At 58.9% G+C, this 22793-nt stretch carries 19 protein-coding genes; 12 read left to right on the plus strand and 7 right to left on the minus strand.

Annotated features, from left to right (window positions below; all coding sequences use genetic code 11):
* Positions 1–40: 40 nt before the first annotated feature.
* Entirely contained in the window at positions 41–1600 is a 1560-nt protein-coding gene (gene nifK, locus A3OQ_RS0106250) for a nitrogenase molybdenum-iron protein subunit beta (RefSeq protein ID WP_020174513.1), read from the minus strand.
* A gap of 812 nt (positions 1601–2412) precedes the next feature.
* Here nifK and A3OQ_RS23400 point away from each other — a divergent pair.
* The 7 genes from A3OQ_RS23400 to A3OQ_RS0106295 all read left to right on the plus strand — a co-directional run bounded on the left by A3OQ_RS23400 (position 2413) and on the right by A3OQ_RS0106295 (position 11435).
* Positions 2413–3246 (plus strand): AprI/Inh family metalloprotease inhibitor, encoded by an 834-nt coding sequence (locus tag A3OQ_RS23400; RefSeq protein WP_020174515.1) that lies wholly within the window; start codon positions 2413–2415, stop codon positions 3244–3246.
* A gap of 306 nt (positions 3247–3552) precedes the next feature.
* On the plus strand, positions 3553–5256 hold the full coding sequence (locus A3OQ_RS0106270) for a lysine--tRNA ligase (protein WP_040580665.1): 1704 nt from the start codon (positions 3553–3555) through the stop codon (positions 5254–5256).
* A 148-nt stretch (positions 5257–5404) separates the two neighbouring features.
* A complete protein-coding gene (locus A3OQ_RS21475) occupies positions 5405–6223 on the plus strand; it encodes an outer membrane protein (RefSeq protein WP_040580667.1) in 819 nt (272 codons plus the stop codon).
* Positions 6224–6555: 332 nt separating this feature from the next.
* Positions 6556–7398: an outer membrane protein gene (locus A3OQ_RS0106280; protein WP_020174518.1), complete on the plus strand. Its 843-nt coding sequence runs from the start codon at positions 6556–6558 to the stop codon at positions 7396–7398.
* Positions 7399–7479: 81 nt separating this feature from the next.
* Positions 7480–8640 carry a phosphoserine transaminase gene (locus tag A3OQ_RS0106285; protein ID WP_020174519.1) on the plus strand — a complete coding sequence of 387 codons (1161 nt, stop codon included), beginning with the start codon at positions 7480–7482 and terminating at the stop codon, positions 8638–8640.
* Between the two features lie 420 nt (positions 8641–9060).
* Positions 9061–10896 carry a methyl-accepting chemotaxis protein gene (locus A3OQ_RS0106290; RefSeq protein WP_083931659.1) on the plus strand — a complete coding sequence of 612 codons (1836 nt, stop codon included), beginning with the start codon at positions 9061–9063 and terminating at the stop codon, positions 10894–10896.
* A 74-nt stretch (positions 10897–10970) separates the two neighbouring features.
* Positions 10971–11435 (plus strand): chemotaxis protein CheW, encoded by a 465-nt coding sequence (locus A3OQ_RS0106295; protein WP_020174521.1) that lies wholly within the window; start codon positions 10971–10973, stop codon positions 11433–11435.
* 261 nt (positions 11436–11696) lie between these two features.
* Here A3OQ_RS0106295 and ppc read toward each other — a convergent pair whose 3' ends face one another.
* A complete protein-coding gene (ppc, locus tag A3OQ_RS0106300) occupies positions 11697–14432 on the minus strand; it encodes a phosphoenolpyruvate carboxylase (RefSeq protein ID WP_020174522.1) in 2736 nt (911 codons plus the stop codon).
* Between the two features lie 394 nt (positions 14433–14826).
* Between ppc and A3OQ_RS0106310 the strand changes: the two genes are divergently transcribed.
* Together A3OQ_RS0106310 and A3OQ_RS23405 are read left to right on the plus strand one after the other, a co-directional pair.
* Positions 14827–15129 carry a hypothetical protein gene (locus tag A3OQ_RS0106310; protein WP_020174523.1) on the plus strand — a complete coding sequence of 101 codons (303 nt, stop codon included), beginning with the start codon at positions 14827–14829 and terminating at the stop codon, positions 15127–15129.
* Between the two features lie 278 nt (positions 15130–15407).
* Positions 15408–15971: an energy transducer TonB gene (locus A3OQ_RS23405; RefSeq protein WP_020174524.1), complete on the plus strand. Its 564-nt coding sequence runs from the start codon at positions 15408–15410 to the stop codon at positions 15969–15971.
* Between the two features lie 12 nt (positions 15972–15983).
* Here the strand turns inward: A3OQ_RS23405 and A3OQ_RS0106320 are convergent, their stop codons facing one another.
* From A3OQ_RS0106320 to fabA, 4 genes are all read right to left on the minus strand, one after another.
* Positions 15984–16637, minus strand: a complete 654-nt coding sequence (locus tag A3OQ_RS0106320; protein ID WP_020174525.1) for an alpha/beta hydrolase — start codon at positions 16635–16637, stop codon at positions 15984–15986.
* A gap of 21 nt (positions 16638–16658) precedes the next feature.
* Positions 16659–17516: an enoyl-ACP reductase FabI gene (gene fabI, locus A3OQ_RS0106325; protein ID WP_020174526.1), complete on the minus strand. Its 858-nt coding sequence runs from the start codon at positions 17514–17516 to the stop codon at positions 16659–16661.
* The gene (gene fabB, locus A3OQ_RS0106330; protein WP_026595556.1) at positions 17509–18732 is read right to left on the minus strand and encodes a beta-ketoacyl-ACP synthase I; all 1224 of its coding nucleotides are present in this window, start codon (positions 18730–18732) and stop codon (positions 17509–17511) included. Before fabB ends, fabI begins: the two co-directional genes overlap by 8 nt.
* A gap of 86 nt (positions 18733–18818) precedes the next feature.
* Positions 18819–19376, minus strand: a complete 558-nt coding sequence (gene fabA, locus A3OQ_RS0106335; RefSeq protein ID WP_020174528.1) for a bifunctional 3-hydroxydecanoyl-ACP dehydratase/trans-2-decenoyl-ACP isomerase — start codon at positions 19374–19376, stop codon at positions 18819–18821.
* A 332-nt stretch (positions 19377–19708) separates the two neighbouring features.
* On the opposite strand from fabA, the gene irrA reads away from it, so the two are divergent.
* On the plus strand, positions 19709–20194 hold the full coding sequence (gene irrA / locus A3OQ_RS0106340) for an iron response transcriptional regulator IrrA (RefSeq protein ID WP_020174529.1): 486 nt from the start codon (positions 19709–19711) through the stop codon (positions 20192–20194).
* A gap of 50 nt (positions 20195–20244) precedes the next feature.
* Here irrA and A3OQ_RS0106345 read toward each other — a convergent pair whose 3' ends face one another.
* Complete coding sequence (locus A3OQ_RS0106345; RefSeq protein ID WP_020174530.1) at positions 20245–20760, minus strand: SH3 domain-containing protein; 516 nt, start codon at positions 20758–20760, stop codon at positions 20245–20247.
* A 263-nt stretch (positions 20761–21023) separates the two neighbouring features.
* On the opposite strand from A3OQ_RS0106345, the gene A3OQ_RS0106350 reads away from it, so the two are divergent.
* The gene (locus A3OQ_RS0106350; RefSeq protein WP_020174531.1) at positions 21024–22019 is read left to right on the plus strand and encodes a 2-hydroxyacid dehydrogenase; all 996 of its coding nucleotides are present in this window, start codon (positions 21024–21026) and stop codon (positions 22017–22019) included.
* Between the two features lie 406 nt (positions 22020–22425).
* Complete coding sequence (locus A3OQ_RS21485) at positions 22426–22782, plus strand: PilZ domain-containing protein (protein WP_020174532.1); 357 nt, start codon at positions 22426–22428, stop codon at positions 22780–22782.
* The last annotated feature ends 11 nt before the right edge of the window (positions 22783–22793 follow it).

Genomic DNA, 22793 nt, shown 5'->3' on the forward strand with positions numbered 1-22793 from the left:
ACTGTTAAGTGGCCGCCAGATCATCCGGCGATTGGCGGTGCTACCGGATAATATCGAAGCTGTAATCGCTCATCGACGGTACGATGGAATTGTTGTCGATTTCGGCGAAGATCGTGTCGAGCAATTGGACGAGCACGTTCAACCCGCCCTGATATCCCCACAGCGGATAGCGGTGATGATGATGCCGGTCGAAAATCGGGAAGCCGATGCGGATTAGCGGCGTGCCCGTATCCCGGTGAAGATATTTTCCATAAGTATTGCCGATCAGGAAATCGACCGGCTCGGTGAAGAGCAGCGAACGCATGTGCCAGAGATCGCGATTGCCGTAGACATGGCAATTCGCACCGAAAGGCGAGGTGTCGAAGAGAGCTCGGACCTTTTCCTCCCACTCTTTGCCGCCGTTCGACGACAGAACGTGGACCGGTTCGGCGCCGAGCTCCATGAGGAAAGCCGCGAGGCCGAGGCAGAGATCCGGATCGCCGTAGATCGCGAATTTCTTGCCGTGAACATGCGCGCTCGAATCCGCCATCGCATCGACGAGGCGGCCGCGTTCCATGCGCAATTGATCGGGGATGGCCTTGCCCGTGACGCGCGAGATTTCGAGCAGAAGCCGGTCGGTCGCGCCGACGCCGACGGGGCAATTGAAGTTCAAGACATCCTGGCCATGCGCCTTGACGAAGGTCTGGGTCTTGATCGTGCTATATTCCTGCAGCGAGATCGTCGCTTTGGCGTTCAAAGCGGCGGCGGTCTGCTCGGCCGAGGTGCCGCCGTCGAACATGCGGAAGGTTCCGTCGGTCGGCGTGTCCCAGATGTCGCTATTGTCGGCGAGGATCGTGTAGTCGAAGCCCATCAAGTCGAAGATGCGCTTCAACTCGCGCAGATTGCCGACCGTATAGGGGTCGAAGCCGCCGATGAAATTGACGCTCTCGTCCGGCTCGCGCACGAGTTTGGGAACAGTGCCCGCTTTGCCATCCCAGAAATATTCCAAAATGCCCTTCAGCATATTGTCGTAGCCGGTGATATGGCTGCCGACGAAGGCGGGCGTATGCGCGAAGGGAATATTATAGTCCATCGGGACCGAGCCCTTTTCGCGCGCGGTCTTGATGAAGGCGTTGAGGTCATCGCCGATGACTTCCGCCATGCAGGTCGTCGAGACCGAGATCATCGCGGGCTTGTAAAGGTTGTAGGTATTGGCGAGCCCGTCGATCATATTGGTCAGGCCGCCGAAGACGGCGGCGTCTTCCGTCATCGAAGAAGAGACGCAGGAAGCCGGCTCCTTGAAATGGCGCGACAGGTGGCTGCGATAATAGGCGACGCAGCCTTGCGAGCCATGCACGAAGGGCATGGTGCCTTCAAAGCCCGACGAGGCGAAGACCGCCCCCAAGGGTTGGCAGGCCTTGGCCGGGTTCACCACCAGGGCCTCGCGGGCGAAGTTCTTCTCGCGATATTCGACAGTCTTGGTCCATTCCACGACCCGCTGGACTTCATCATCGGCAATCGCGTTTTCGAATTGCTTCTTCTTATTGGCCAGCATTTCCCTGTATTCGGGCTGTTTGAACAAGTCGAAATGGTCGAGTACGTAATCCGAATTCTGAGGCATGATGAAGTTCCAATCCTATACTTGAAGGGACATCCTGGTGTCAGAAGCGATGCGGGCGCTGAAGGGCGGTCTTTTCCTGATATTCGCGCGTCACAAAGGGCGCGTTTATCGAGCACCGCGCCGGTCGTAACGGCGTAGATCATTGATCGCTCGACGGTATCCGCCGGTTTTGGCGTAGTATGACTATATAGCGACTAACGCTGTTTTTTGGTCAAGTTACATCGCAAAATGTTATTTTTACTTCAAAAATTGACATTTTTGTTTAGTCTATTTCAAAATGTCGGATGTGTACTGTCGAATGAACTACATTGGTGCCGGCGTGGCGCCTCGTTTGAAGGTAAAATGACAGACGTGGCGTCGGCTTTGTGATCTTGCCTGCAAGTGCTCCGGTCCCGTCGGCGCGATTTCTGTGTCGATTTCGACAATCTTGTTATGGTTGGTACGAAAGCTGTGGACGTATCGGTTCATCTGTCGTTTTCAGGACGGGAAGAAACCGGACGCATCTGCGCGGAAAAAGCGGAGGGAAGGCGATTTGCCGCAAGGATTTTCGCGGGCTTTGCCGCAGCCGATTCCCTTTTTCGATTCCGATTCGATACGCCGCCCGCGCGGCGCGGCGTTAAATTGGAAAGGCAGGGCGCGGCGCTTTAGAGCATGCTGCGAAAAACTGTGCGCGGTTTTTCGCGCAAAGCATGCTCTACATTTTTGAATCTAGATCATCTTATCTGCTTTTAGGTGTTTCGACCTAAAAGCAGGATGATCTAGCCAAATCAGTCCGAATCACGTCATGACTGCCATGATCGAAGGGGTGAACCATGCGCAGGGTGCCGAAAGATCGAAACCTCTCGCCAAAAGCGCGGTCCCGCTTTTTGGGTCTGGGCCTCGCCTTCGGATTTTGGGTCGGGGCGGCGCATGCGGCCGCCGTTCTCGCAAATCCTATGGCGGCAGCCGGCCAATGGGACATCACGCTTGCCGATTCCAATCGTAGCTGCCGGATGACCTTACGGGCGGAGGCGGCGGGTTCTCCCGCGGTCACCATGCCGGCCGGCTGCAGGCGCGCTTTGCCCATCCTTGCCAATGTCGGCACGTTCGACATACCGCGCGCCGATCACATCGCTTTGGCGGATCAGGCCGGCAAGCCTGTCTTGGATTTCGCCGAGGATGGAAAGCTCTCCTTCATTGCCAATGGACCGGAAGGCGAGACCTATCATCTCGTCGCGATTTCGGGCCCCTTCGTGCAGAGCGAGCGCGTCGCGCAAGCGGCGCCCAAGCCGCCGGGCTTCCAGACGGTCGAGACCAAACCGGCCGAGTCGGGCGCCATGCCGAGCCGCATCACCTCGGCCATGAAACCCGGCGATCTCGCCGGCCGCTATGCCGTGCTGCGCGATGATAATAAAGACACGGGCTGCATGATCACGCTCGACGACAAGGCGCGCGCGGCCAAGGGCGGCTTCAGGGCGACGCTGGCGCCAGCCTGCCGCGATCAAGGCATCGTCATCTTTGATCCCATGGGATGGCAGCTCTTGGGCGGACGGCTGGTGCTCACCGCGCGCAAGGGTCACACGACCCATCTCGATCTGCAGCAAAACAGCACCTGGGCCAAAGACCCGAAAGAGGGCAAGGGTCTCAGCTTGAAGAAGCTTCAATAAGCCTTCGAACGGTCCACGCCGCCCGCATCCGAAACGGGGCGCGCGTCTCGAAGCATGAGGGTTTCAAGCATGGCCTTGTCAACGGACATCCGGCTCCGCAAATCCCTGATTTGATTCGACGGCAAAGTGCTTTAGTGTGCGCTGCCGCGAAGCCTGCTTGCAGGCAGAGCGGGATGAGGAAAAGTGTAAGCGGTTTTCCGCCCGCATCCCGCTCTAGGTTTTAAAATCGATCACGTTCATGATTTTTGATTGATTTGATCAAAAATCATGGTGATCTTCCGCGTTTCCAGATCTTTAGGGAACAAAATGTCCTCTGCCGAACTGCCGGCCACGGAGCCGCTTTCCTTTTTCGAGGCCCTCGCCCGGGCGAATGCCTGGCCGTTCGAAGAAGCGCGCAAGCTCGTCAAAAAGATCGAGCGCACAGGGCAGACGGAAGTTTTGTTCGAGACCGGCTATGGCCCCTCGGGTCTGCCGCATATCGGCACGTTCGGCGAAGTGGCGCGCACGACAATGGTGCGCCACGCCTTTCGCGTGCTGACCGAAGATAAGATCAAGACGCGTCTTCTGGCCTTCTCGGACGATATGGACGGCTTGCGCAAGGTGCCGGACAATATCCCTAACAAGGAGCTTGTCGCAGCGCATCTCAACAAGCCGCTGACGCAGGTGCCCGATCCCTTCGGCACGCATCCGAGTTTCGGTGCGCATAATAATGCGCGTCTGCGCGGCTTCCTCGACGCCTTCGGCTTCGATTACGAATTTGCCTCCTCGACCGAATATTATACGTCGGGCCGCTTCGATGCGGCGCTGCTGCGCCTGCTTCAACGCTACGAAGAGGTGATGGCGATCATGCTGCCGACCTTCCGGCAGGAGCGCGCCGCGACCTATTCGCCCTTCCTGCCGATTCATCCGCAGACCAATATCGTCATGCAAGTGCCGATCGATGCGACGGATGCCGCGGCCGGCACCATCACCTGGCACGATCCGGAGACGAACGAGGTGTTCGTCACCAAAGTCACGGGCGGCGCCTGCAAGCTGCAGTGGAAGCCCGATTGGGCGATGCGCTGGTATGCGCTTGGCGTCGATTATGAAATGGCGGGCAAGGATCTGATCGAGTCGGTCAAGCTCTCCGGCCAGATCGTCAAGGCGCTCGGCGGCGTGCCACCGGAGGGCTTCAATTATGAATTGTTCCTCGACGACAAGGGTCAGAAAATCTCGAAGTCGAAGGGCAATGGCCTGACGATCGATGATTGGCTGACCTATGCCAGCCCCGAGAGCCTGTCGCTCTTCATGTATCAGAAGCCGACGGCTGCGAAGCGGCTCTATTTCGACGTCATCCCGCGCACGGTCGATGATTACCTGGGCTTTCTCGAAGCCTTTCCGCGCCAGGACATCAAGGAACAATTGGGCAATCCGGTCTGGCACATTCATTCGGGTGCACCGCCCGCGCCCGAAGTGCTGCAGACTTCGGCCGATGGCAAAGGCACGACGATTTCATTCGGCATGCTTTTGAATCTCGCGACCGTTGCCAATAGCGAAGATCCGCAAGTTCTTTGGGGCTTTTTGCGCCGCTACGCGCCGAGTGTGACGCCGCAGACGCATCCGCGCCTCGACAGGCTCGTGACTTATGCGGTGCGTTATTTCCGCGATTTCGTGCGGCCTGCGAAGGTCTATCGTGCGCCGGATGAGGTCGAGCAGGAGGCCTTGCAAAAGCTCTCCGACATGCTCGGCCGCCTGCCAGAGGGTGCGAGCGCCGAAGCGATTCAAACCGCGCTTTACGATCTCGCGCGGCCGATCCCGCGCTATCAGGATTTGAAAGCAAAGGGCGCGACGCCGGAGCGGCCCGGCGTCTCCAACGAATGGTTCAACATGCTCTATGCCGTCCTGCTCGGCGAAAGCCGAGGGCCACGCTTTGGCAGTTTCGTCGCGCTTTACGGCATTAACGAAACTCAGGCATTGATCGGCGAAGCCTTGAGCGGCGAACTCGTCTCGCGCCACGCGGCGGTTGCGTGAATAAGCGGTTAAAATCGAGCTTTTTTGGCCCCGATTAACGTTAATTGGTAGGGTTAAGCCCCTTTTAACCCGTTTCCGGCATCTTCCTTCATCATGTCAGAGCTCACGCCATAAGGCTTCGTTCGAGCTTCAGAAGGGGATGATCGTTATGGCCAGTTTGAAAGCCACCCTTTGCGCGGGTGTTATCGCTCTTGGTGCGGCCGACCTTGCTCAGGCGGCCGACCTTCTACCACCGCCTCCGCCGCCGCCGGAACCCGTCGCTTTCGGCAACTGGTACATCCGCGGCGATGTCGGCGTCGGCATCAGCAATCTCTCAAGCCCGCGTTCGACCTTGAACCCGTTCAATCCGGCGGGAGGCCCGGCACCGGTCATTGCGCGCGTCGGAACCAATATTGGCGACGCGGCGATTGCCGGCGTCGGCTTCGGCTACCAATTCAACAATTGGATCAGATTCGACGCCACTGGCGAATATCGCACCTCGGCCGCCTATCGGGCGGTCAATACATATACGGCCTTCTGCACCGGCGCGAACTTCTGCCAGGATTCCTATACGGCCAATGTGGCGTCCGGCGTCTTCCTCGCCAATGCCTATATCGACATCGGCACCTGGTATGGCGTGACGCCTTTCGTCGGCGCCGGTGTCGGCGGTGCGATCCATAAGTTCAGCGGGCTGACGGATATTGGGCTTGGCAGCGGTTTCTCATCAGATCGCAACATAAACACCCTCGCCTGGGCGGCGATGGCCGGTCTCGATTTCAACATCACGCCTAATCTGAAGCTCGAAATCAGCTATCGCTATCTCGATATGGGCAAGCTCACGAGCGGTCCGATCAGCTGCGGAGCGCTCGGCGGGTGCTTCTTCGAAAGACAGTCCTTCAACCTTGCTTCGAACGATGTGCGGATCGGCTTCCGCTATATGTTCGCTGATCCTGGGCGTCCGGTGCCGCCGCTCATCGCCAAATATTGAAGCTCGCTTTCATCCGAAGACATTCATTTGAAGATATCGATCGGCGGGCCTCTGGCCCGCCGATTTGTTTTGCGCTGCTTCTTACCGAAAGCTCGAGCGTTTCAGCATTCCATGCGGCATGAGCATGCGCCGTTAAAAATTGCGAACCGCTTCTTATGGTTAAGTGGTGCTTAAGAAATAACGTTCACAATTCCTTTCAATCGAAAGCTCCGGTTACGCGTCGATCACGATGAAACGTGATCGATTCAAAAGTTTAGAGCGGGATGCGGGCGGAAACCGCTGCACATTTTTCCCCGTCCCGCTCTAGAGGCTTTCAGTCAAAGGGATAGACGATGTCGAAATGGGGACATGCGATGAGAGCCGCCGGGTTTGGCGCGGCAGCCTATGCATGCGCAGGTGTATCCGCCGGTATCGCCGCCGACATGCCTCTCTTCAACGAAGAACCGACGCCTCAGACAAAGGTTGAATTTGGCACCGGCTGGTATATTCGCGGCGACCTCGCTTACGCAAACGATTCGCTGCCGCCTATCCTTCCGGATTTGTCGATAGTCTCAACCGCAAGGCAATCAACCTTTAGCGCGGGCCTCGGCATGGGCTATAAATTCAACAATTGGATCCGCGCGGATCTCGTTGGCGATTACCGTCAACCGAATAAGGCGAGTGGTCCGATTGACACGAGGATCTGCACGACACAGCTAACGACAATCGCCAATTTTCCGACGGTAACCGCTAGCGATCTATGCAACGCGCAGGGAGCGGGAAGCGTGTGGCGATGGGATTTGCTGCAGAATGTCTATTTTGATCTAGGCACATGGTACGGGTTGACGCCTTATGTCGGCGCGGGCGCCGGTTTGAGCTTCACGCAAGCGAAGAGCACAATCAACTGGTTTATGAGCAATGGCCTACCTTACCATGTGAACACGGACGGATTCTATTTCAACTGGGACAGCGCCACGCAGAACGTAACTTATCAATTCGCCTGGGCGCTCATGGCAGGTGTCGCTTATCAATTGACCGATAATGCCTTTCTTGATTTTGGCTACCGCTATGTCAATCTCGGCACATACACGACGACATCCGGTATCACTGGCCTGGTCACGAAAAAGAGAGACGATGTTCAAGAATTCCGTTTCGGCGTGAGATATATGATCGACGGAATGGGTTCTCTTATGTAGCGGGTCGTCACAAAAGCACGAGGCCGACGCGTAACTTGCGCATCAAGCGCGACTGACTGGCTGGGCACTAAGGATGAGACGATGACGCTGAAAGCGCCGCTCGTGCGGCCGGCCGATCCGCGTTTTTCCTCCGGCCCCTGCGCGAAACATCCAGGCTGGAGCCTTCAATCTCTTAAGGATGCCTATCTCGGCCGCTCGCATCGAAGCCAGACCGGCCGCGCCAAATTGAAAGAGGCGATCGACCTCACCCGTGAGATCTTGGGCGTGCCGGCCGATTATCGCATCGCGATTGTGCCCGGTTCCGACACGGGTGCGATGGAACTGGCGCTCTGGTCTTTGTTAGGTCCGCGCGGCATCGACGTGCTCGCCTGGGAGGCCTTTGGCGAGGTTTGGGCAAATGACATTGCCACGCAGTTGAAGCTTCAAAACAGCCGCGTCTTGCGGGCGCCTTATGGCGAGATCGCCGATCTTGCGGGCGTCGATTTCGAGCATGACGTAATCTTCACTTGGAACGGCACGACCTCCGGCGTGCGGGTGCCTGACGGCGATTGGATCGCGGCCGACCGCAAGGGCCTTACCATTTGCGATGCGACCTCTGCTGCCTTCGCGCAGAAGCTCGATTGGGCGAAGCTCGATGCCGTCACCTTTTCCTGGCAGAAAGCGCTTGGCGGCGAGGCGGCCCATGGCATGCTCGTTTTGAGCCAGCGCGCGGTCGAACGGCTGAAGAGCTATGTGCCGCCCTGGCCGCTGCCGAAGCTCTTTCGGCTGGTCTCGGACGGCGTTTTGAACGAAGAGATTTTTGAGGGCTGGACCATCAATACGCCGTCGATGCTTTGCGTCGAAGATTATCTCGCAGCCCTGCACTGGGCGAAGGAAATCGGCGGTCTTCCAGCGCTCATCACACGGGCCGACGCCAATGCGAAGATCCTATCCGATTGGGTGATGCGGACGTTGTGGATCGATTTTCTCGTTCGCGACGAAAAGGTCCGCTCCAACACGAGCGTCTGCTTGAAAATTGCCGATCCGGCCGTTGCCGCGCAGTCGAGCGATGCGCGGGGGCGCTTCACGAAAGCCATGGTCGATCTTCTCGAACAGGAGAAGGCCGCCTTCGATATCGGCGCCTATCGCGATGCGCCGCCCGGCCTGCGGATATGGTGCGGGCCGACGGTCGAGGCAGGCAATCTCGAGGCCCTGACGCCTTGGCTCGACTTTGCCTTCGAGACGATCAAAGCCACACCATAAGACCCGCTCTTAATCGATAGAGACGAGCCGTCCCGCGCCATTGCCGGGCGGCCTCGATGACCGTTTGCGCTTCTCGCGAAGCGATCAAACGTTGCGTCCGGCTGAATGCAAACCGATCGGTCGCAGATCGATATACACACTGCTCAAATATTCAATGGATTGAATAAGATGCATAAGCACAACTGCCGTAAATGTAGAAAACAAATACATGGCATAAGGCTATCTACCTAAAATAATTTTTCGAAACACGCCACTGTGAAGCTTTCTATTAACTTTCTTACATTCAAATTTAACAAATGAAACGACCAATATGGTCAGTAAAAAAGCAGCTATATTATGCATCGTAATGCATGAATTTGCGTCAATTCAATATCGTTATTTGAGCGACGCTACGGAAATCAGGCTTTCGGGGGAATGATCATGTTCGGTTTTAATATCGGTTCCGTATCAGACTCGAACAGGGTCCTTCAGGCTCTCGGCCGGTCGCTTGCCATCATCGAGTTCGATCCGACTGGGAAAATTCTCACGGCGAACGAGAATTTCTGCAACGCGCTCGGCTACAGCCTGTCCGAGATCAAGGGGCAGCATCACAGCATGTTTGTCGACCCGGATTACGTGCACAGTCCGGATTATAAAGCCTTCTGGGCGAAGCTCGGCCGCGGCGAGTTCGATGCGCGCGAATATAAACGCATCGGCAAGGGCGGCCGCGAGGTTTGGATTCAGGCCTCTTACAATCCCGTGAAAGATGACAAGGGCACCGTCATCAAGGTGGTCAAGGCGGCGACGGTCATCACCGAGGAGAAACTCAAGAACGCCGAATTCGAAGGCAAGCTCAGCGCGATCTCGCGCGTGCAAGGCATCATCGAATTCACGCCGCGCGGCGAGGTCATTACCGCGAATGAGAATTTTCTCAGCGTCATCGGCTACCATCTCGACGAGATCAAGGGCCAGCATCATCGCATGTTCGTCGAGCCGTCCTATGCCCAATCGGCCGATTACCAGGAGTTCTGGAGGAAGCTGAACAGCGGCGAATATGTCGCCGCCGAGTTCAAGCGCATCGGCAAAGGCGGCAGAGAAGTCTGGATTCAGGCCTCCTACAATCCGATCTTCGATCTGAACAAGAAGGTGACCAAGGTCGTCAAATTCGCGACCGACGTGACCGATCGCGTGCGGGCCGTGAACGAGATCGCGGGCGGGCTGGCGCAGCTCGCCGACAACAATCTCGAACGCCGCCTCGACACGGCATTCATTCCGGCTTTCGAGCCGCTCCGCATCGATTTCAATCGCTCGCTCGAGAAGCTGCAATCGACTCTGATGCGGATCGCCGACAGTACCGACACGATCCAGTCGGGCACGTTCGAAATATCGACGGCCTCCGACGATCTGTCGCGCCGCACCGAACAGCAGGCGGCGAGCCTCGAGGAAACCGCGGCCGCGCTCGATGAAATCACCGCGACCGTGAAGAAATCGGCCGACGGGACAAGCCATGCGCGGCAGGTCGTCGCCTCTGCCGACGAGGATGCCAAAAAAAGCGCCTTGGTCGTGCGGCAAGCGGTCGACGCGATGGATGCGATCGCCAAATCCTCGCAGCAGATCAGCCAGATCATCGGCGTCATCGACGAGATTGCGTTCCAGACCAATCTGCTCGCGCTGAATGCCGGCGTCGAGGCCGCGCGGGCTGGCGATGCGGGCAGAGGTTTCGCCGTCGTCGCATCTGAAGTGCGCGCGCTTGCCCAGCGTTCGGCGGAAGCGGCCAAAGAGATCAAAGGTCTGATTTCGGCATCGACCACGCAGGTGGATCATGGCGTGAAGCTCGTCGCCGAAACCGGCAAATCGCTCGAGCGGATCATGACTCAGGTGGCCGAGATCAACGAAGTCGTCGGAGAAATCGCAGCCGGCGCCAAGGAGCAGGCGATCGGGCTTGCCGAGGTCAACACCGCGATCAATCAGATGGACCAGGTGACGCAGCAGAATGCGGCGATGGTCGAGGAATCGACGGCGGCCAGCCATTCGCTGTCTTTGGAAACCGAGCAATTGTCCAATCTGATCGGCCAGTTCAAGATTGGCCGAAAAGACGTGAAACCCATGCGCCGCGAGCCGCAAAGAGCCGTGTCGCACGCGATGCGGCCAGCCGCTAAAGCGCCGGCCGGAGCCAGTGGCGCGCGCAAGCTTCAGTCAAAGCCCGCGCATGGCATGCTTAAGGCCGTGGTGAACGGCGCGCCGGTGAGCGAGGACGCGAGCTGGGAGGAGTTCTGAGACCAGCCGGGCGGCAAATGATCTCGGATGAGGTGCGGCTCGCGTGGCGGAGCCAGAACAACAGGTCAACTAACATGTCAGATTTTGGCAAGACAGACGGCGCGGCGACCCGCGAAATGGTCACCTTCCTGGTTGGCACCCAGGAGTTCTGCATCGACGTTATGGTGGTGCGCGAAATCCGCGTGTGGGCGCCGGCGACGCCGGTCGCGCATGCGCCGGGCTTCGTGTGCGGCGTGATCAACCTGCGCGGCACCGTGCTGCCGATCATCGATTTCGCGGCGCGACTTGGCCTCAAGCCGACGGAGCCGACGACCCGCCACGCGATTCTGGTCGTGCAGATCCGCGATCAGACGATCGGCCTGCTCGTGGAAGGAGTCTCGGAGATTCTGACGATCAGCCAGGACATCATTCAGCCGACGCCGGACGTCGCCTCGCAGGCTGCCAAGGATTTTGTCAGCGGCATCATAGCCACGGAAGGTCGCATGATCAGTCTGATCGCGCTCGACGCCATCCTGCCGCACGATGAAATGGCGGCTTAGGTTATGAACTCATAAAAGCGGGTTGGGTGCACCCTCTCCCAGAGGGAGAGGGTGGCTGCGAAGCAGCCGGGTGAGGGGTTACGGTCTCATCCGAAATAGGCTGTAACCCCTCATCCGGCCGGCTCTGCCGGCCACCTTCTCCCACGGGGAGAAGGAAGCGCGCTCAATCTTTGAGCATGAAATCACATCAGCTTATTGAACCCGCATCCCAGCCTAACCCTCTCTCGTGCGGGGGAGAAGATTTGCCCCCTTGCTGATGATTTAGCCGCTATTCCGCAAGCCCGCCGCGATGCCGTTGATCGTCAAATGAATGCCTTGCTGCACTTCCGGCAGAGTGTCGCCGGAGCGGAAGCGCTTGATCAAGGCGATCTGCAGATAGTTCAGGGGCTCGATATAAGGCAGACGGCCGTGGATCGAGTCGAGAAGCATCGGGTCGCTTGCAAGAAGCTCCGTCGCGCCGGTCGATTCCAGTACCCAATCATGCGTGCGCTGCCATTCGTCCTTGATGCGCCCGAAGACCGTCTGGCGGAGTTCCAGATCTTCGACCAGTTCGGCATATCTTTCGCCGATATCCATGTCTGATTTCACCAGAACCATTTCGAGATTGGCGACGGTGGTGCGGGCAAAGCGCAGCTTTTGATACATGTCGCGCAGCAGCGGACGATCTTCCGGATGTTCGCGCATATGATCTTCGACGGCGGTACCGAAGCCGTACCAGGCCGGCAGCATCACGCGCGACTGCGCCCAGGAAAACACCCAGGGAATGGCCCGCAAGGCTTCGATGCTCGAGACCGCGCTCGCCGAACGCGACGGCGGCCGCGAGCCGATATGCAGATTGGCGATTTCGAGGATCGGCGTCGCTTGCCGGAAATAGGTGAGGAAATTCGGCGTCTCGTAGACGAGCCCGCGATAGGCGGCGTTGGCGCGCCGGCTCAGCGCCTCGAACAATGCGTTGAACCGTTGCGAGTCCGTGCGCGGCAGAAGGGTCGCCTGCACCGTGGCGGCCATGAGCGTATCGAGATTATGCTGGCAGAGCTCCGGCGTCCCATATTTACTTTCGATGACTTCGCCTTGCTCGGTCACGCGGATACGGCCTTCGACCGAATGATTGGGCTGGCCCAAAATAGCGTCGATGTTCGAACCGCCGCCGCGCCCGACGGCGCCGCCGCGGCCATGGAAGAGCTGCGGCTTGATTCCCTTGCTGGCGTAAAGCGCGATCAGACGTTCGGTTGCCTGCCGCAATTCCCAGACGGAGGTCAGATAGCCGCCGTCCTTGTTGCTGTCGGAATAGCCGAGCATCACTTCCTGCACATAGCCCTGCGCCCTTACGATCGAGCCTGCGAGCGGCAGAGCGAGGAAATCCGACATGATGCGATCGGCATGACGCAGATCGTCGATCGACTCGAAAAGCGGCGAGACCATCAGAGCGGAATGGGGCTCGAGGCCGCCGGTAAAGAGCCCGACTTCCTTCAAAAGCACGAAGACTTCGAGAATGTCGGAGGCATCGCTCGCCTTCGAAATCACGTAATTGGCGATGGCGGCGGCGCCGAGCTTTTGGTGAATCTTCGCAGCCTCGCGCACGATGGCGAGTTCCGACGTCGTCTCGGCGCCATAGGTCAGGAAACGCGAATGCAGAAGCCTTTGATGCGAAAGTTCTTCGCAGAGCAGGGCGCAGCGGGCGGTCTCGTCGAGTGCGAGATAATCGTGATGTACGCCACCTTTGGCGAGAAGTTCGGCGACGACGCGCTCGTGCACTTCGGCATTCTGACGCAGATCGACCGTGAAGAGATGGAAGCCGAAACAGGTCGCGGCGCGGATCAACATGCCGAGCCGTCCGTCGGCGAGACGTGCGCCGCGATCGGCGCGCAGCGAGGCGTCCACGGTGTTGAGATCGGCGAGGAGATCCGCGACATCGACATAGGCGGGCGCGGTGACGCGCGGCAGGCGTGCCGGCGGCTTACCGACGAGACGAAGCCGTGTCGCCGCGAGCCGCGCATAAATATAGGTCAGTGCGCGGCGATAGGGTTCGTCGCGGCGATGGTCGGAGCAATCGCCGGAGGCATCGGCCAGAGCCTGAAGTTCGGGTGTCACCGGAACCAGCGTGACGCAGGTCGAGAGCTCACCGCCGAGACGGTGCAGCTCATGCAGATAATGATCGAGAATGAATTGCGATTGCTGATCGAAGGCGAAGACCAAAACCTCCGCCGTCACCAGCGGATGGCCGTCGCGATCGCCACCGATCCAGGAGCCGAGCCGCAGGACGGCCGGCAGGCGGTCGACTTGCAGCAGTTTTTCCCAGGCCCGGTAGAGCTGCGGCATGACCGGCAGAAATGTCCGCGCGAAAGTGGCGATGATGTTGAGGATTTCGTCCTGGACCGCGATGCGCTTCGGGCGCAGCAGGCGCGTTTGCCACAGGCCGGTGATTTCGGCGCGCAATCGATCTTCGAGCGCATCGATCTCTTGCGGCAGAGCCGTTTCGATCTGCGCCGCGAGCGCGGCGACGGCCGTTTCCCGCTCGATGATGCAGCGGCGGCGGACTTCCGTCGGATGCGCCGTCAGCACCGGCGAGATCAGGCCTTGTTCGAAAAGCGCGATGACGGAATCGCGCTTGACGCCATTCTCGGCCAGCGTGCGGATGGCTTCCTGCAATCCGTCCGAATGGGCGTCCGCGGTATTGCGCAACGAACGGATGAGATGGCGGTCTTCGGCGATGGTGACAAGATGCAGAAAATAGGTGAAGGCCGTGACGAATTTCACGACCTCTTTGGGCGCGAGCTTATCGAGCATCGTATCGACGCCGGCATCGACCTTATGTTCGCGGAAAGTCGCGACCGATCCTCTGCGGATCGCTTCGATTCGGGAAAATAGATCCTCGCCCTCTTGCTCACGGATGACATCGCCCAAGAGGCGGCCGAGGCGGCGCACTTCTGTGCGGAAAACCGCGGCTTCCGCTTCGTTACGTTCAGAGGCAGGCGTCACGAGTTTGGCTTGGAGCATAGGCTAAGCAGCTTTCAATTCGACGGATGAAATCCCGATCAAGGCTTCGCTGATCGCGCAAGCCTATCTGCTGGTCGCTTTTAAATCTTGGAACAACGCATGCGAATGACGAAGAGACGCATGCATATTTCCATGAAAGGCCTCTGACAGAGGCGAACTCCGTGTAGAAAAGCCAATGTTTTGACAAGGTCAAGCGGCGAGTTTGGCATGCCAGTGCGAGCGTGCTTTACTGCCGCGACTGCGACGATCAGGGCCTTGCGGGCTCGCAGCCGGACGCGCTGTGTCTGGCTTTCTTGCAAAAATGACCCATAAAAGGCGCGGCAAGCCAGATCCGCGCCGCGATGGTTTTGAATTTGCTTGGCGGGTATCAAGGACGAAGATGAAGGCTTGAGGCATGAGCGCCAGGCTCAAACGCCAGTTCGATTGCTACGATCGGCTGCCCCCGCAATTGCGGGAGATGCTGGCGAATGCGAATTTCGACAATGACGCGACTATGTTCGCGGAAGCGCTTGATGTGGGCATTTCCGCCGATCTCCTGCGCTCGCGTTTCATGTCGGAGGAAGCCAAGCGCCTGCCGGTCGATAATTATGTGATGTATGGGCCGGAACATCCGGGTTCGGCGAAAAGCGTCCAGGACGCCCAGCTCAAATATTTCCACTACACGCTTCGCCGTTATTTCTGGTGGAGCAAGGTCTAACCAAAACCGTCTCTTAAGACGGTGGCTGGGACATTTTCCAGGTCATATCGGGTGTTTTCCAGTCTCGACCAAATGGCTTGCGTGCCTTTGGAAGATGTTGGAGGCGCGATCGCGTCATATGCACGGGCCAAGTACAAAATAGGAATTGACTATATTTAAGTCTTATAGCAATGACTCTTTGGATGAGCGAAGGTTGCGCAACTATATTGTAATAAATCTAAAACATCACAAATATAGAGCGTTTATAAACAGAAGTTAAAATGACGTCGGGGGCATGCATGCGCTTTTTGAGTCAAACGGGACGTGTCATCGTGGCGGCCTTTGGACTTGCCGGCCTCCAATCCCAGGCATGGACGGCACCGGCCGCCGTGCCGCCGGCTGGCACGGCCGCAAAACCCAGTTTCGTGGCGCCGCGCGCCATCCCATCCTCCGCCATGAAAAATTGGCCGGTCTATCCGCCAGCGGCGCGCCAGGCGCATCGCGAGGGCGTCGTTCTTTTGAGTGTGAAGATCTCGGCGCAGGGTGCGCCGCTCGATGTCAAACTGGCGAAGAGCAGCAGCTTCCCGGACCTCGACGCAGCGGCAGTCGCTGCCGTGCGGAATTGGCAATTCACGCCAGCGACGAGCGACGGCGCGGCTATTGAGACCACCGTCAATCTGCCGATCAATTTTTCGCTGAAGACAGCGGAGAAGCCGCAACCGGCGCAGGTTCAGGACAAACCAAAGCCGAAGCCGAAGGTCGCGCAGCACAAGCCCGCGGCGAAGCCGAAGGCTAAAGCCGAAGCGCCGAAGCCGGATGATGCAAGCCCGCCCGCGGAGCCGCCTGCCAAGGAAGCGAATTAGCGCGCACCATGTTTACGGCTCCGCCGCTGCGATCGCTTCCAAGATCAGCTTGCGCATCTCGACTTTTTCTTCGTCGCTGATGAGAAACGGCCGCTCGGTGAAAATATGCGAGCGGATCAAGGCGCCTCCCGCCTGCAGAGTACGGATCGTATCGCGGATGCGCTGCACCGGCACCTCTTCGCCGTTCTCGCTGCCGCTGACATATGTCGGCACGGCGAGAAGCCCGCTGCCGGGGCGTTTGCCGATGGCCGTATGATCCATGAGACCGCCGGTCAGGATCATGAGCCCGCCATAGGATTTCGGATTGCGCACCAAAAACTCGGACAAGATGCAAGCGCCTTCGGCAAAGCCGCCGAGCAGAATGCGGTCGAGCGCTATGCCTTTGCCGCGAATGGTTTCGAGCAGGCTCGAGACATGCGCGATCGCTTCATTGACCTGCGGCTGGTTGTCCTCGAAGGGCTCCAGAAAGCTCTTCGGATACCAGCTGCCGTCCGGCGCGCGCGGCAGGATATAGCGCACATCGGGGCAGCCGAGACCCATGGCAAGCGAGCCCATCTCTTCGGGCGTCTGACCTCCCCCATGCAGCAGCATGACGACGGCATCAGGTGCCTTTCCGTCGGGCTTTGCCCAATCGGCACCCAGTTCAAGCGGTTCGGCGAAAGCCATGGGACTCATCACTCGCGGACGTTACTGCGCCGCCTCGTCTTGCTGCGAATCGCCTTTGCTGCCGTTCAAGGCTTCGGGGCGCGGCATCGAAATAATATTATAGCCGCCATCCACATAATGGATTTCGCCTGTCACCGCACGCGACAAATCCGACAGAAGATAAAGCGCGGCGCCGCCGACATCGGCGATGCTGATTTCGCTTTTGAGCGGCGCATGCGTCTTCTGGAAATTGAACATCGCGCGGGCATCTGTAATCCCCGCTCCGGCTAGGGTCCGCACGGGACCAGCGGAGATCGCATTGACCCTAATACCGTCGGCGCCGAAATCGGCGGCGAGATAGCGCACGCTTGCCTCCAGCGCCGCTTTGGCGATCCCCATGACGTTGTAATTGGGCATGACGCGGGTGGCGCCGCCGAATGTGAGCGTCAAAAGCGCGCCGCCTTGCGTCATCAAGGGCGCCGCGCGCTTCGCGATCTCCGTGAAGGAAAAGGCCGAGATCACCATGGTGCGGGTAAAATTCTCCCGCGTGGTATCGGCGTATCGGCCCTTGAGTTCGGCGCGGTCCGAATAGGCGATGCAATGAACCACGAAATCGAGCCGGTCCCAGCTTTTGGCGAGCGCCGCGAAGACCGTGTCCTGCGATGCGAGATCCTCGACATCGCAGGGCATCACCAGAGTCGAGCCGAGCCCTTTGGCGAGCGGCTTCACACGCTTGGCGATGGCCTCGCCCTGATAGGTGAAGGCGAGTTCGGCGCCTTGATCGGCCAAAGCCTTCGCTATGCCCCAGGCGATCGAATGATCGTTCGCGACGCCCATGATGAGGCCGCGCTTGCCCTCCATCAATCTTGTGCCGGTCGAAGGTGCCGCTGTCTCAGGCATCGAGATGTTTGAAGACGAGGGACGCATTGGTGCCGCCGAAACCGAAGGAATTCGACAAAACCGCGCCGAGCTTCACATTGTCGCGGCGGGCGCGCAAAATGTTCATGTCGGCGAAGGCCGGGTCAAGTTCCTCGATATTGGCGCTTTCGGCGATGAAGCCGTTCTGCATCATCAGCAGGCAATAGATGGCCTCCTGTACGCCGGTCGCGCCGAGCGAATGGCCGGTGAGCGATTTGGTCGCCGAGATCGGGGGACATTTCTCGCCGGGGCCGAAAACCTCGCGGATCGCTTCGATCTCCCTGAGATCGCCGATCGGCGTCGAAGTCGCATGCGGGTTGATGTAGTCGATCGGGACTTTCAAATCTTCAAGCGCCATCTTCATGCAGCGCACGGCGCCTTCGCCGGACGGCGCCACCATGTCGTGCCCGTCGGAAGTCGCGCCGTAGCCTGCGATCTCGCCATAGATCTTGGCGCCGCGCGCCTTGGCGTGGTCGAGATCCTCCAAGACGACGACGCCGGCGCCGCCGGCAATAATGAAGCCGTCGCGGTTTTTATCGTAGGCGCGGGAGGCGACGGTTGGCCGGTCGTTATAGGACGACGACATGGCGCCCATGGCGTCGAACAGAACCGACAAGGTCCAATCCAATTCCTCGCAGCCGCCGGCAAACATCAGATCCTGCTTGCCATATTTGATCATCTCATAGGCGTTGCCGATGCAATGATTGGAGGTCGCGCAGGCCGACGTGATCGAATAATTGACGCCCTTGATCTTGAACCAGGTGCCGAGCGTGGCGGACGGCGTCGACGACATGGCTTTCGGCACGGCGAAGGGGCCGATTTTCTTCGGGCCTTTGGTGCGGGCCGTATCGGCCGCTTCGACCAGCGTGCGCGTCGAGGGGCCGCCCGATCCCATGATGATGCCGGTTCGCTCGCTCGAGATTTCTTCCGGCGTAAGGCCCGCATCGAGAATCGCCTGATCCATTGCAACATGGTTCCAGGCCGTGCCGCCGCCATGGAAGCGCATGGCGCGCCGGTCGATCATGGGCTCGGGATCGAGCGTGGGCGCGCCATGGACTTGGCAGCGAAACCCGAGTTCGGCATAGCGATCAGCCTTTACGATGCCGGATTTGGCTTCGCGCAGCGAGGCCAGGACTTCCTGCGTATTGTTTCCGATAGCCGAAACAATACCCATCCCGGTGACGACGACCCGTCTCATGCATTTCTCCTTGGAGGATCCTGGCGCCAGCCGAAGACCTGTGGATGCGAAGATCTATGGAGTCCGGCGCCGGCCGGTCCTGACTGTTAAGTGGTCGGGACAGCGGCTTTGAACAATCCGACCTTCAGATCTTTTGCCTCATAGACGCGGGTACCATCGGCTTCGAGCCAGCCGTCGGCGATGGCGAGCACCAATTTGGTCTTGAAGACCCGCTTCAGATCGACACCATAAATGATCTTTTTGACAGTCGGCAGGATTTGATCGGAAAATTTGACTTCGCCGACGCCCAGCGCCCGGCCGCGGCCCTGCAGGCCGAGCCAGCCGAGGTAGAAGCCCAATAGCTGCCACAAAGCGTCGAGGCCAAGGCAACCCGGCATGACCGGGTCATTCTTGAAGTGACAGCCGAAGAACCAGAGTTCGGGCTTGATCTCGAACTCGGCCCGGATCACGCCCTTGCCGTTGGCGCCGCCTAACTCGGAAATATCCGCGATATGGTCGAACATGAGGAGCGGCGGCAGAGGCAATTGCGGATTGCCCGGTCCGAAAAGATCGCCGCGCGCGCACGCGATCAAGTCCTCGTAGGTGAAGCTGGAGCGTCGTTCGCTCATGCTGATATTGCTCTCGCCAATCGACTCTTTCGCCATCTCACGCTCGCCCAACGGCCTGCTGTCCAAAACCAGCCACCGCGGTCACAATATGTCGGAGGCATGAAAACGCGGCCTTCTATCACAGCAACCGGCAGGCTGAAAGCGGGGGAGGGCCCGCTTGTGTCCCATATGGCGCAAATGAAGGCGAAGCTGTTGTTTCCGGGCCATGCCAATTCTCCCAATTCCCGAACTCGGAGCGGCGGGAGATACCGCACTGCAGCGAAGCCCAAGAGAGTCCTCCAGCGAGATTGGTTGCCCATCTGGACAAGGTTTCATATATTGTCTGTCATGGACATGTCGCTTTCGAGGCATGCCGAGAGGTCGCTTAAATGGCGCAATCGAAACGCACTCCCAAGACGCGCCGGCGCGAGGCCGCACGGCGTAGCGCGCTCGGCACCGTTCTCGCCGGGTGCCCCGTCCATGAATTGCGGACCAAATTGCGGGCCGCCGGCATGCGGCCGACCCCGCAGCGCGTGGCGCTCGGCTGGCTCCTGTTCGGCAAGGGCGACCGGCATCTGACGGCGGAAAAGCTGCTCGAAGAGGCTCAGGCCTCGCGCGTCCCGATTTCGCTTGCGACGATTTATAACAGCCTGCACCAGTTCACCGAGGTCGGGCTGCTGCGCGAAATCGCCATCGACGGGTCGAAAACCTATTTCGACACGAATGTCTCGGACCATCATCATTTTCTCGTCGAAGACAGCCATATGCTGATCGATATTCCGCAAGTCTCGGTGGATCTTCTGCAATTGCCAGAGCCGCCGGACGGCAAGAAGATCGCGGCCGTCGACGTGGTCGTCCGGCTCAGGAACGTCTGATCCGGTCGGTGCTGCCCCTCTCCCACAGGGAGAAGAAGCTCGCCCTGAAGCTATTCGATCTTCTCGTTCGGGTAGACGCCCCAGAGATTCGATTGCTGAATATAGCCGTCGAATCCCTCGCCCGAAATCCGGCACCAGCTCCCGTCGCATTTATTGATGCCGGCGATGACATTGGTCTGCAGCTTGGCGACTGGGTCGGATTTATCACTTGGTTTACTATAGAGAAGGAAAACCTCGTTTTTCTTCCATGGCGCGACGAGGCCGGTCCGGCGGCCCGACAGAAGCGAGTGCAGCACCCAGCCTTCCGTCCCCTCCGAATCGCGGATCCGGCGCCAAGTCTCCGATTCGGCGGTGATTTCCACCGGCAGGCCGGCCCGTTGAAACACCCAGATCGTGCGATGATCCTTCGAGGGCCCCTCGTGCAGGTTCACCCGGTCGGATTTTAGGCTCACATAGCGCGGCACCGGCAGGCCGCTCGCCGAGCCGAGCTGGTCGGCCCAGGCGGGCAGCAGCAGAAAAAAGCTCAAGAGAGCCGTCGCGAAACCCCAAATGAGACGCGCGATCATTCCAGGGCTTTCCGGCGGACGAACGAACATTCTTCTCAAGGGTCCCGACATTGGCTTCCGGCCTCAAAACACTTGTGCAGTGCAATGTGGGCCACTTCTTGTCTTTGATTGGAGACTCGGTATGGATGACGCATGATCGACGAGGTCTTGCGACCTTCGCCGAGCATTGTTTAAGGCCGGGTGAAAAATGCCGTCATTCGCGGCGTCTAAAATGCCGCAACGCCTCACGACAGGCCGGGCACGTCACTAAACGGGAAAGCCGCATGGCCAAGAAAAAACCGCTCGTTGTGGTGACACGCAAATTGCCGGACGTGGTGGAGACGCGCATGTGCGAATTATTCGACACGCGCCTCAACATAGATGACCGGCCGATGAGTGCCGCGGAAATCATCGAAGCCGTGAAAAATGCCGATGTCCTGGTTCCGACCGTCACCGACCGGATCGATGCCGCCCTCATCGCCGCCGCGGGCGACAAAATGAAGCTCATCGCCAATTTCGGCAATGGCGTCGACAATATCGACGTGCTGGCCGCCTATGAGCGCGGCATGACGGTGACCAATACGCCGGGCGTGCTGACCGAAGACACGGCCGACATGACCATGGCTTTGATCCTCGCCGTGGCGCGCAGGCTGGTCGAAGGGGCGCAAGTCATTCCCGGCGGCGAATGGGGCGGCTGGTCGCCGACCTGGATGCTTGGCCGCCGCATCACCGGCAAAAGGCTCGGCATTGTCGGCATGGGCCGCATCGGCCAGGCGGTGGCGCGGCGGGCCAAGGCTTTCGGCCTGCAGATACATTATCACAACCGCCGCCGCCTCTCAGCGACCGTCGAAGAAGAGCTTGAGGCCACCTATTGGGACTCGCTCGATCAGATGCTGGCGCGGATGGATATCGTTTCGGTCAATTGCCCGCATACGCCCGCGACCTATCATCTCTTATCGGCGCGGCGGCTCAAATATCTGCGGCCGCATGCGATCCTGGTGAATACCGCGCGGGGTGAAGTCATTGACGAAGTCACGCTGACGAAGATGCTCGACGCAGGCGAGATCGCCGGCGCCGGACTCGACGTGTTCGAGCATGAGCCGGCAGTATCCACCAAGCTGGTCAAGCTCGCTCAGGCCGGCAAGGTGACCCTGCTGCCGCATATGGGCTCAGCCACGACCGAAGGGCGCGTCGACATGGGCGAGAAGGTCATCATCAACGTGAAGGCTTTCATGGACGGCCATCGCCCGCCCGACCGCGTGCTGCCGAGCATGCTGTAGCATCGCCCCGAAAAGTTGCAGACTTTTCGGATAAGGCGATGCGCCCGTCAAAACCATCGCCCCGAAAAGTTGCAGACTTTTCGGATAAGGCGATGCGCCCGTCAAAACCGTCGTCCGAAAAGTTGCAGACCTTTTCCAAATATGACGAAGGGTTAAAAACCTATTCGGCAGTATTTTCGGCATGTACCAATGCGTTAAGAAAAACATCCCGCATGCAACGGCTTCAAGATTTTCCGTCCGTCTGCCGTATTGGAAGGCGGGGTTTAATTGTTTTTCTTCGAGTGAATCTATCAATAATTTACTTTGGCTTTGCAATTTCGAGGCAGTGCAAACATTGCAAATATAATCTTTAGGGCGGTTGAGGTATAAGCTCTGCACCTGACCTAAAAACGCACAGAACTGTCTCATGATCGGATTTGGAAAACCAACCGCGAAGACGGATTCTCCTGGCGCCGCCGTGGCGGAAGCGCCTGCCCCCGGCGAGAAGGCGGGCAATGGCGCCGACAAGCGGCGATCGCGGCGCATCCGCACGTCTTTGCGGACGGGCCAGCTCTACGACATGCGCAATAATTTCCTCTGCGACTGCCAGGTCCGCGACCGCTCCGTCGGCGGCGCGAAGCTGCGGCTGATGTCCAACATCTCCCTGCCGACCGTCTTCAAATTTCACGACGACGTCGAATGCACGCTCGTCGAGGTCGAACTGCGCTGGCGTAACAAGAACGAGATCGGCGTGCAGTTCACCTACACCGTCAGCCTGGGGTGAGGGGAGGGCAG

It is taken from the genome of Methyloferula stellata AR4, assembly GCF_000385335.1.
Taxonomy (GTDB): domain Bacteria; phylum Pseudomonadota; class Alphaproteobacteria; order Rhizobiales; family Beijerinckiaceae; genus Methyloferula; species Methyloferula stellata.

Excerpts from the sequence above, each read along its gene's own strand:
- nifK (WP_020174513.1), bottom strand. The coding sequence starts at position 1,600 with ATGCCTCAGAATTCGGATTACGTACTCGACCATTTCGACTTGTTCAAA.
- A3OQ_RS0106270 (WP_040580665.1), top strand. The coding sequence starts at position 3,553 with ATGTCCTCTGCCGAACTGCCGGCCACGGAGCCGCTTTCCTTTTTCGAG.
- ppc (WP_020174522.1), bottom strand. The coding sequence starts at position 14,432 with ATGCTCCAAGCCAAACTCGTGACGCCTGCCTCTGAACGTAACGAAGCG.
- A3OQ_RS0106320 (WP_020174525.1), bottom strand. The coding sequence starts at position 16,637 with ATGGCTTTCGCCGAACCGCTTGAACTGGGTGCCGATTGGGCAAAGCCC.
- A3OQ_RS0106310 (WP_020174523.1), top strand. The coding sequence starts at position 14,827 with ATGAGCGCCAGGCTCAAACGCCAGTTCGATTGCTACGATCGGCTGCCC.
- fabB (WP_026595556.1), bottom strand. The coding sequence starts at position 18,732 with ATGAGACGGGTCGTCGTCACCGGGATGGGTATTGTTTCGGCTATCGGA.
- A3OQ_RS0106285 (WP_020174519.1), top strand. The coding sequence starts at position 7,480 with ATGACGCTGAAAGCGCCGCTCGTGCGGCCGGCCGATCCGCGTTTTTCC.
- A3OQ_RS0106280 (WP_020174518.1), top strand. The coding sequence starts at position 6,556 with ATGTCGAAATGGGGACATGCGATGAGAGCCGCCGGGTTTGGCGCGGCA.
- irrA (WP_020174529.1), top strand. The coding sequence starts at position 19,709 with ATGGCGCAATCGAAACGCACTCCCAAGACGCGCCGGCGCGAGGCCGCA.
- A3OQ_RS21475 (WP_040580667.1), top strand. The coding sequence starts at position 5,405 with ATGGCCAGTTTGAAAGCCACCCTTTGCGCGGGTGTTATCGCTCTTGGT.
- A3OQ_RS0106345 (WP_020174530.1), bottom strand. The coding sequence starts at position 20,760 with ATGATCGCGCGTCTCATTTGGGGTTTCGCGACGGCTCTCTTGAGCTTT.
- A3OQ_RS0106295 (WP_020174521.1), top strand. The coding sequence starts at position 10,971 with ATGTCAGATTTTGGCAAGACAGACGGCGCGGCGACCCGCGAAATGGTC.
- A3OQ_RS23400 (WP_020174515.1), top strand. The coding sequence starts at position 2,413 with ATGCGCAGGGTGCCGAAAGATCGAAACCTCTCGCCAAAAGCGCGGTCC.
- fabA (WP_020174528.1), bottom strand. The coding sequence starts at position 19,376 with ATGGCGAAAGAGTCGATTGGCGAGAGCAATATCAGCATGAGCGAACGA.
- A3OQ_RS0106290 (WP_083931659.1), top strand. The coding sequence starts at position 9,061 with ATGTTCGGTTTTAATATCGGTTCCGTATCAGACTCGAACAGGGTCCTT.
- A3OQ_RS21485 (WP_020174532.1), top strand. The coding sequence starts at position 22,426 with ATGATCGGATTTGGAAAACCAACCGCGAAGACGGATTCTCCTGGCGCC.
- A3OQ_RS0106350 (WP_020174531.1), top strand. The coding sequence starts at position 21,024 with ATGGCCAAGAAAAAACCGCTCGTTGTGGTGACACGCAAATTGCCGGAC.
- A3OQ_RS23405 (WP_020174524.1), top strand. The coding sequence starts at position 15,408 with ATGCGCTTTTTGAGTCAAACGGGACGTGTCATCGTGGCGGCCTTTGGA.
- fabI (WP_020174526.1), bottom strand. The coding sequence starts at position 17,516 with ATGCCTGAGACAGCGGCACCTTCGACCGGCACAAGATTGATGGAGGGC.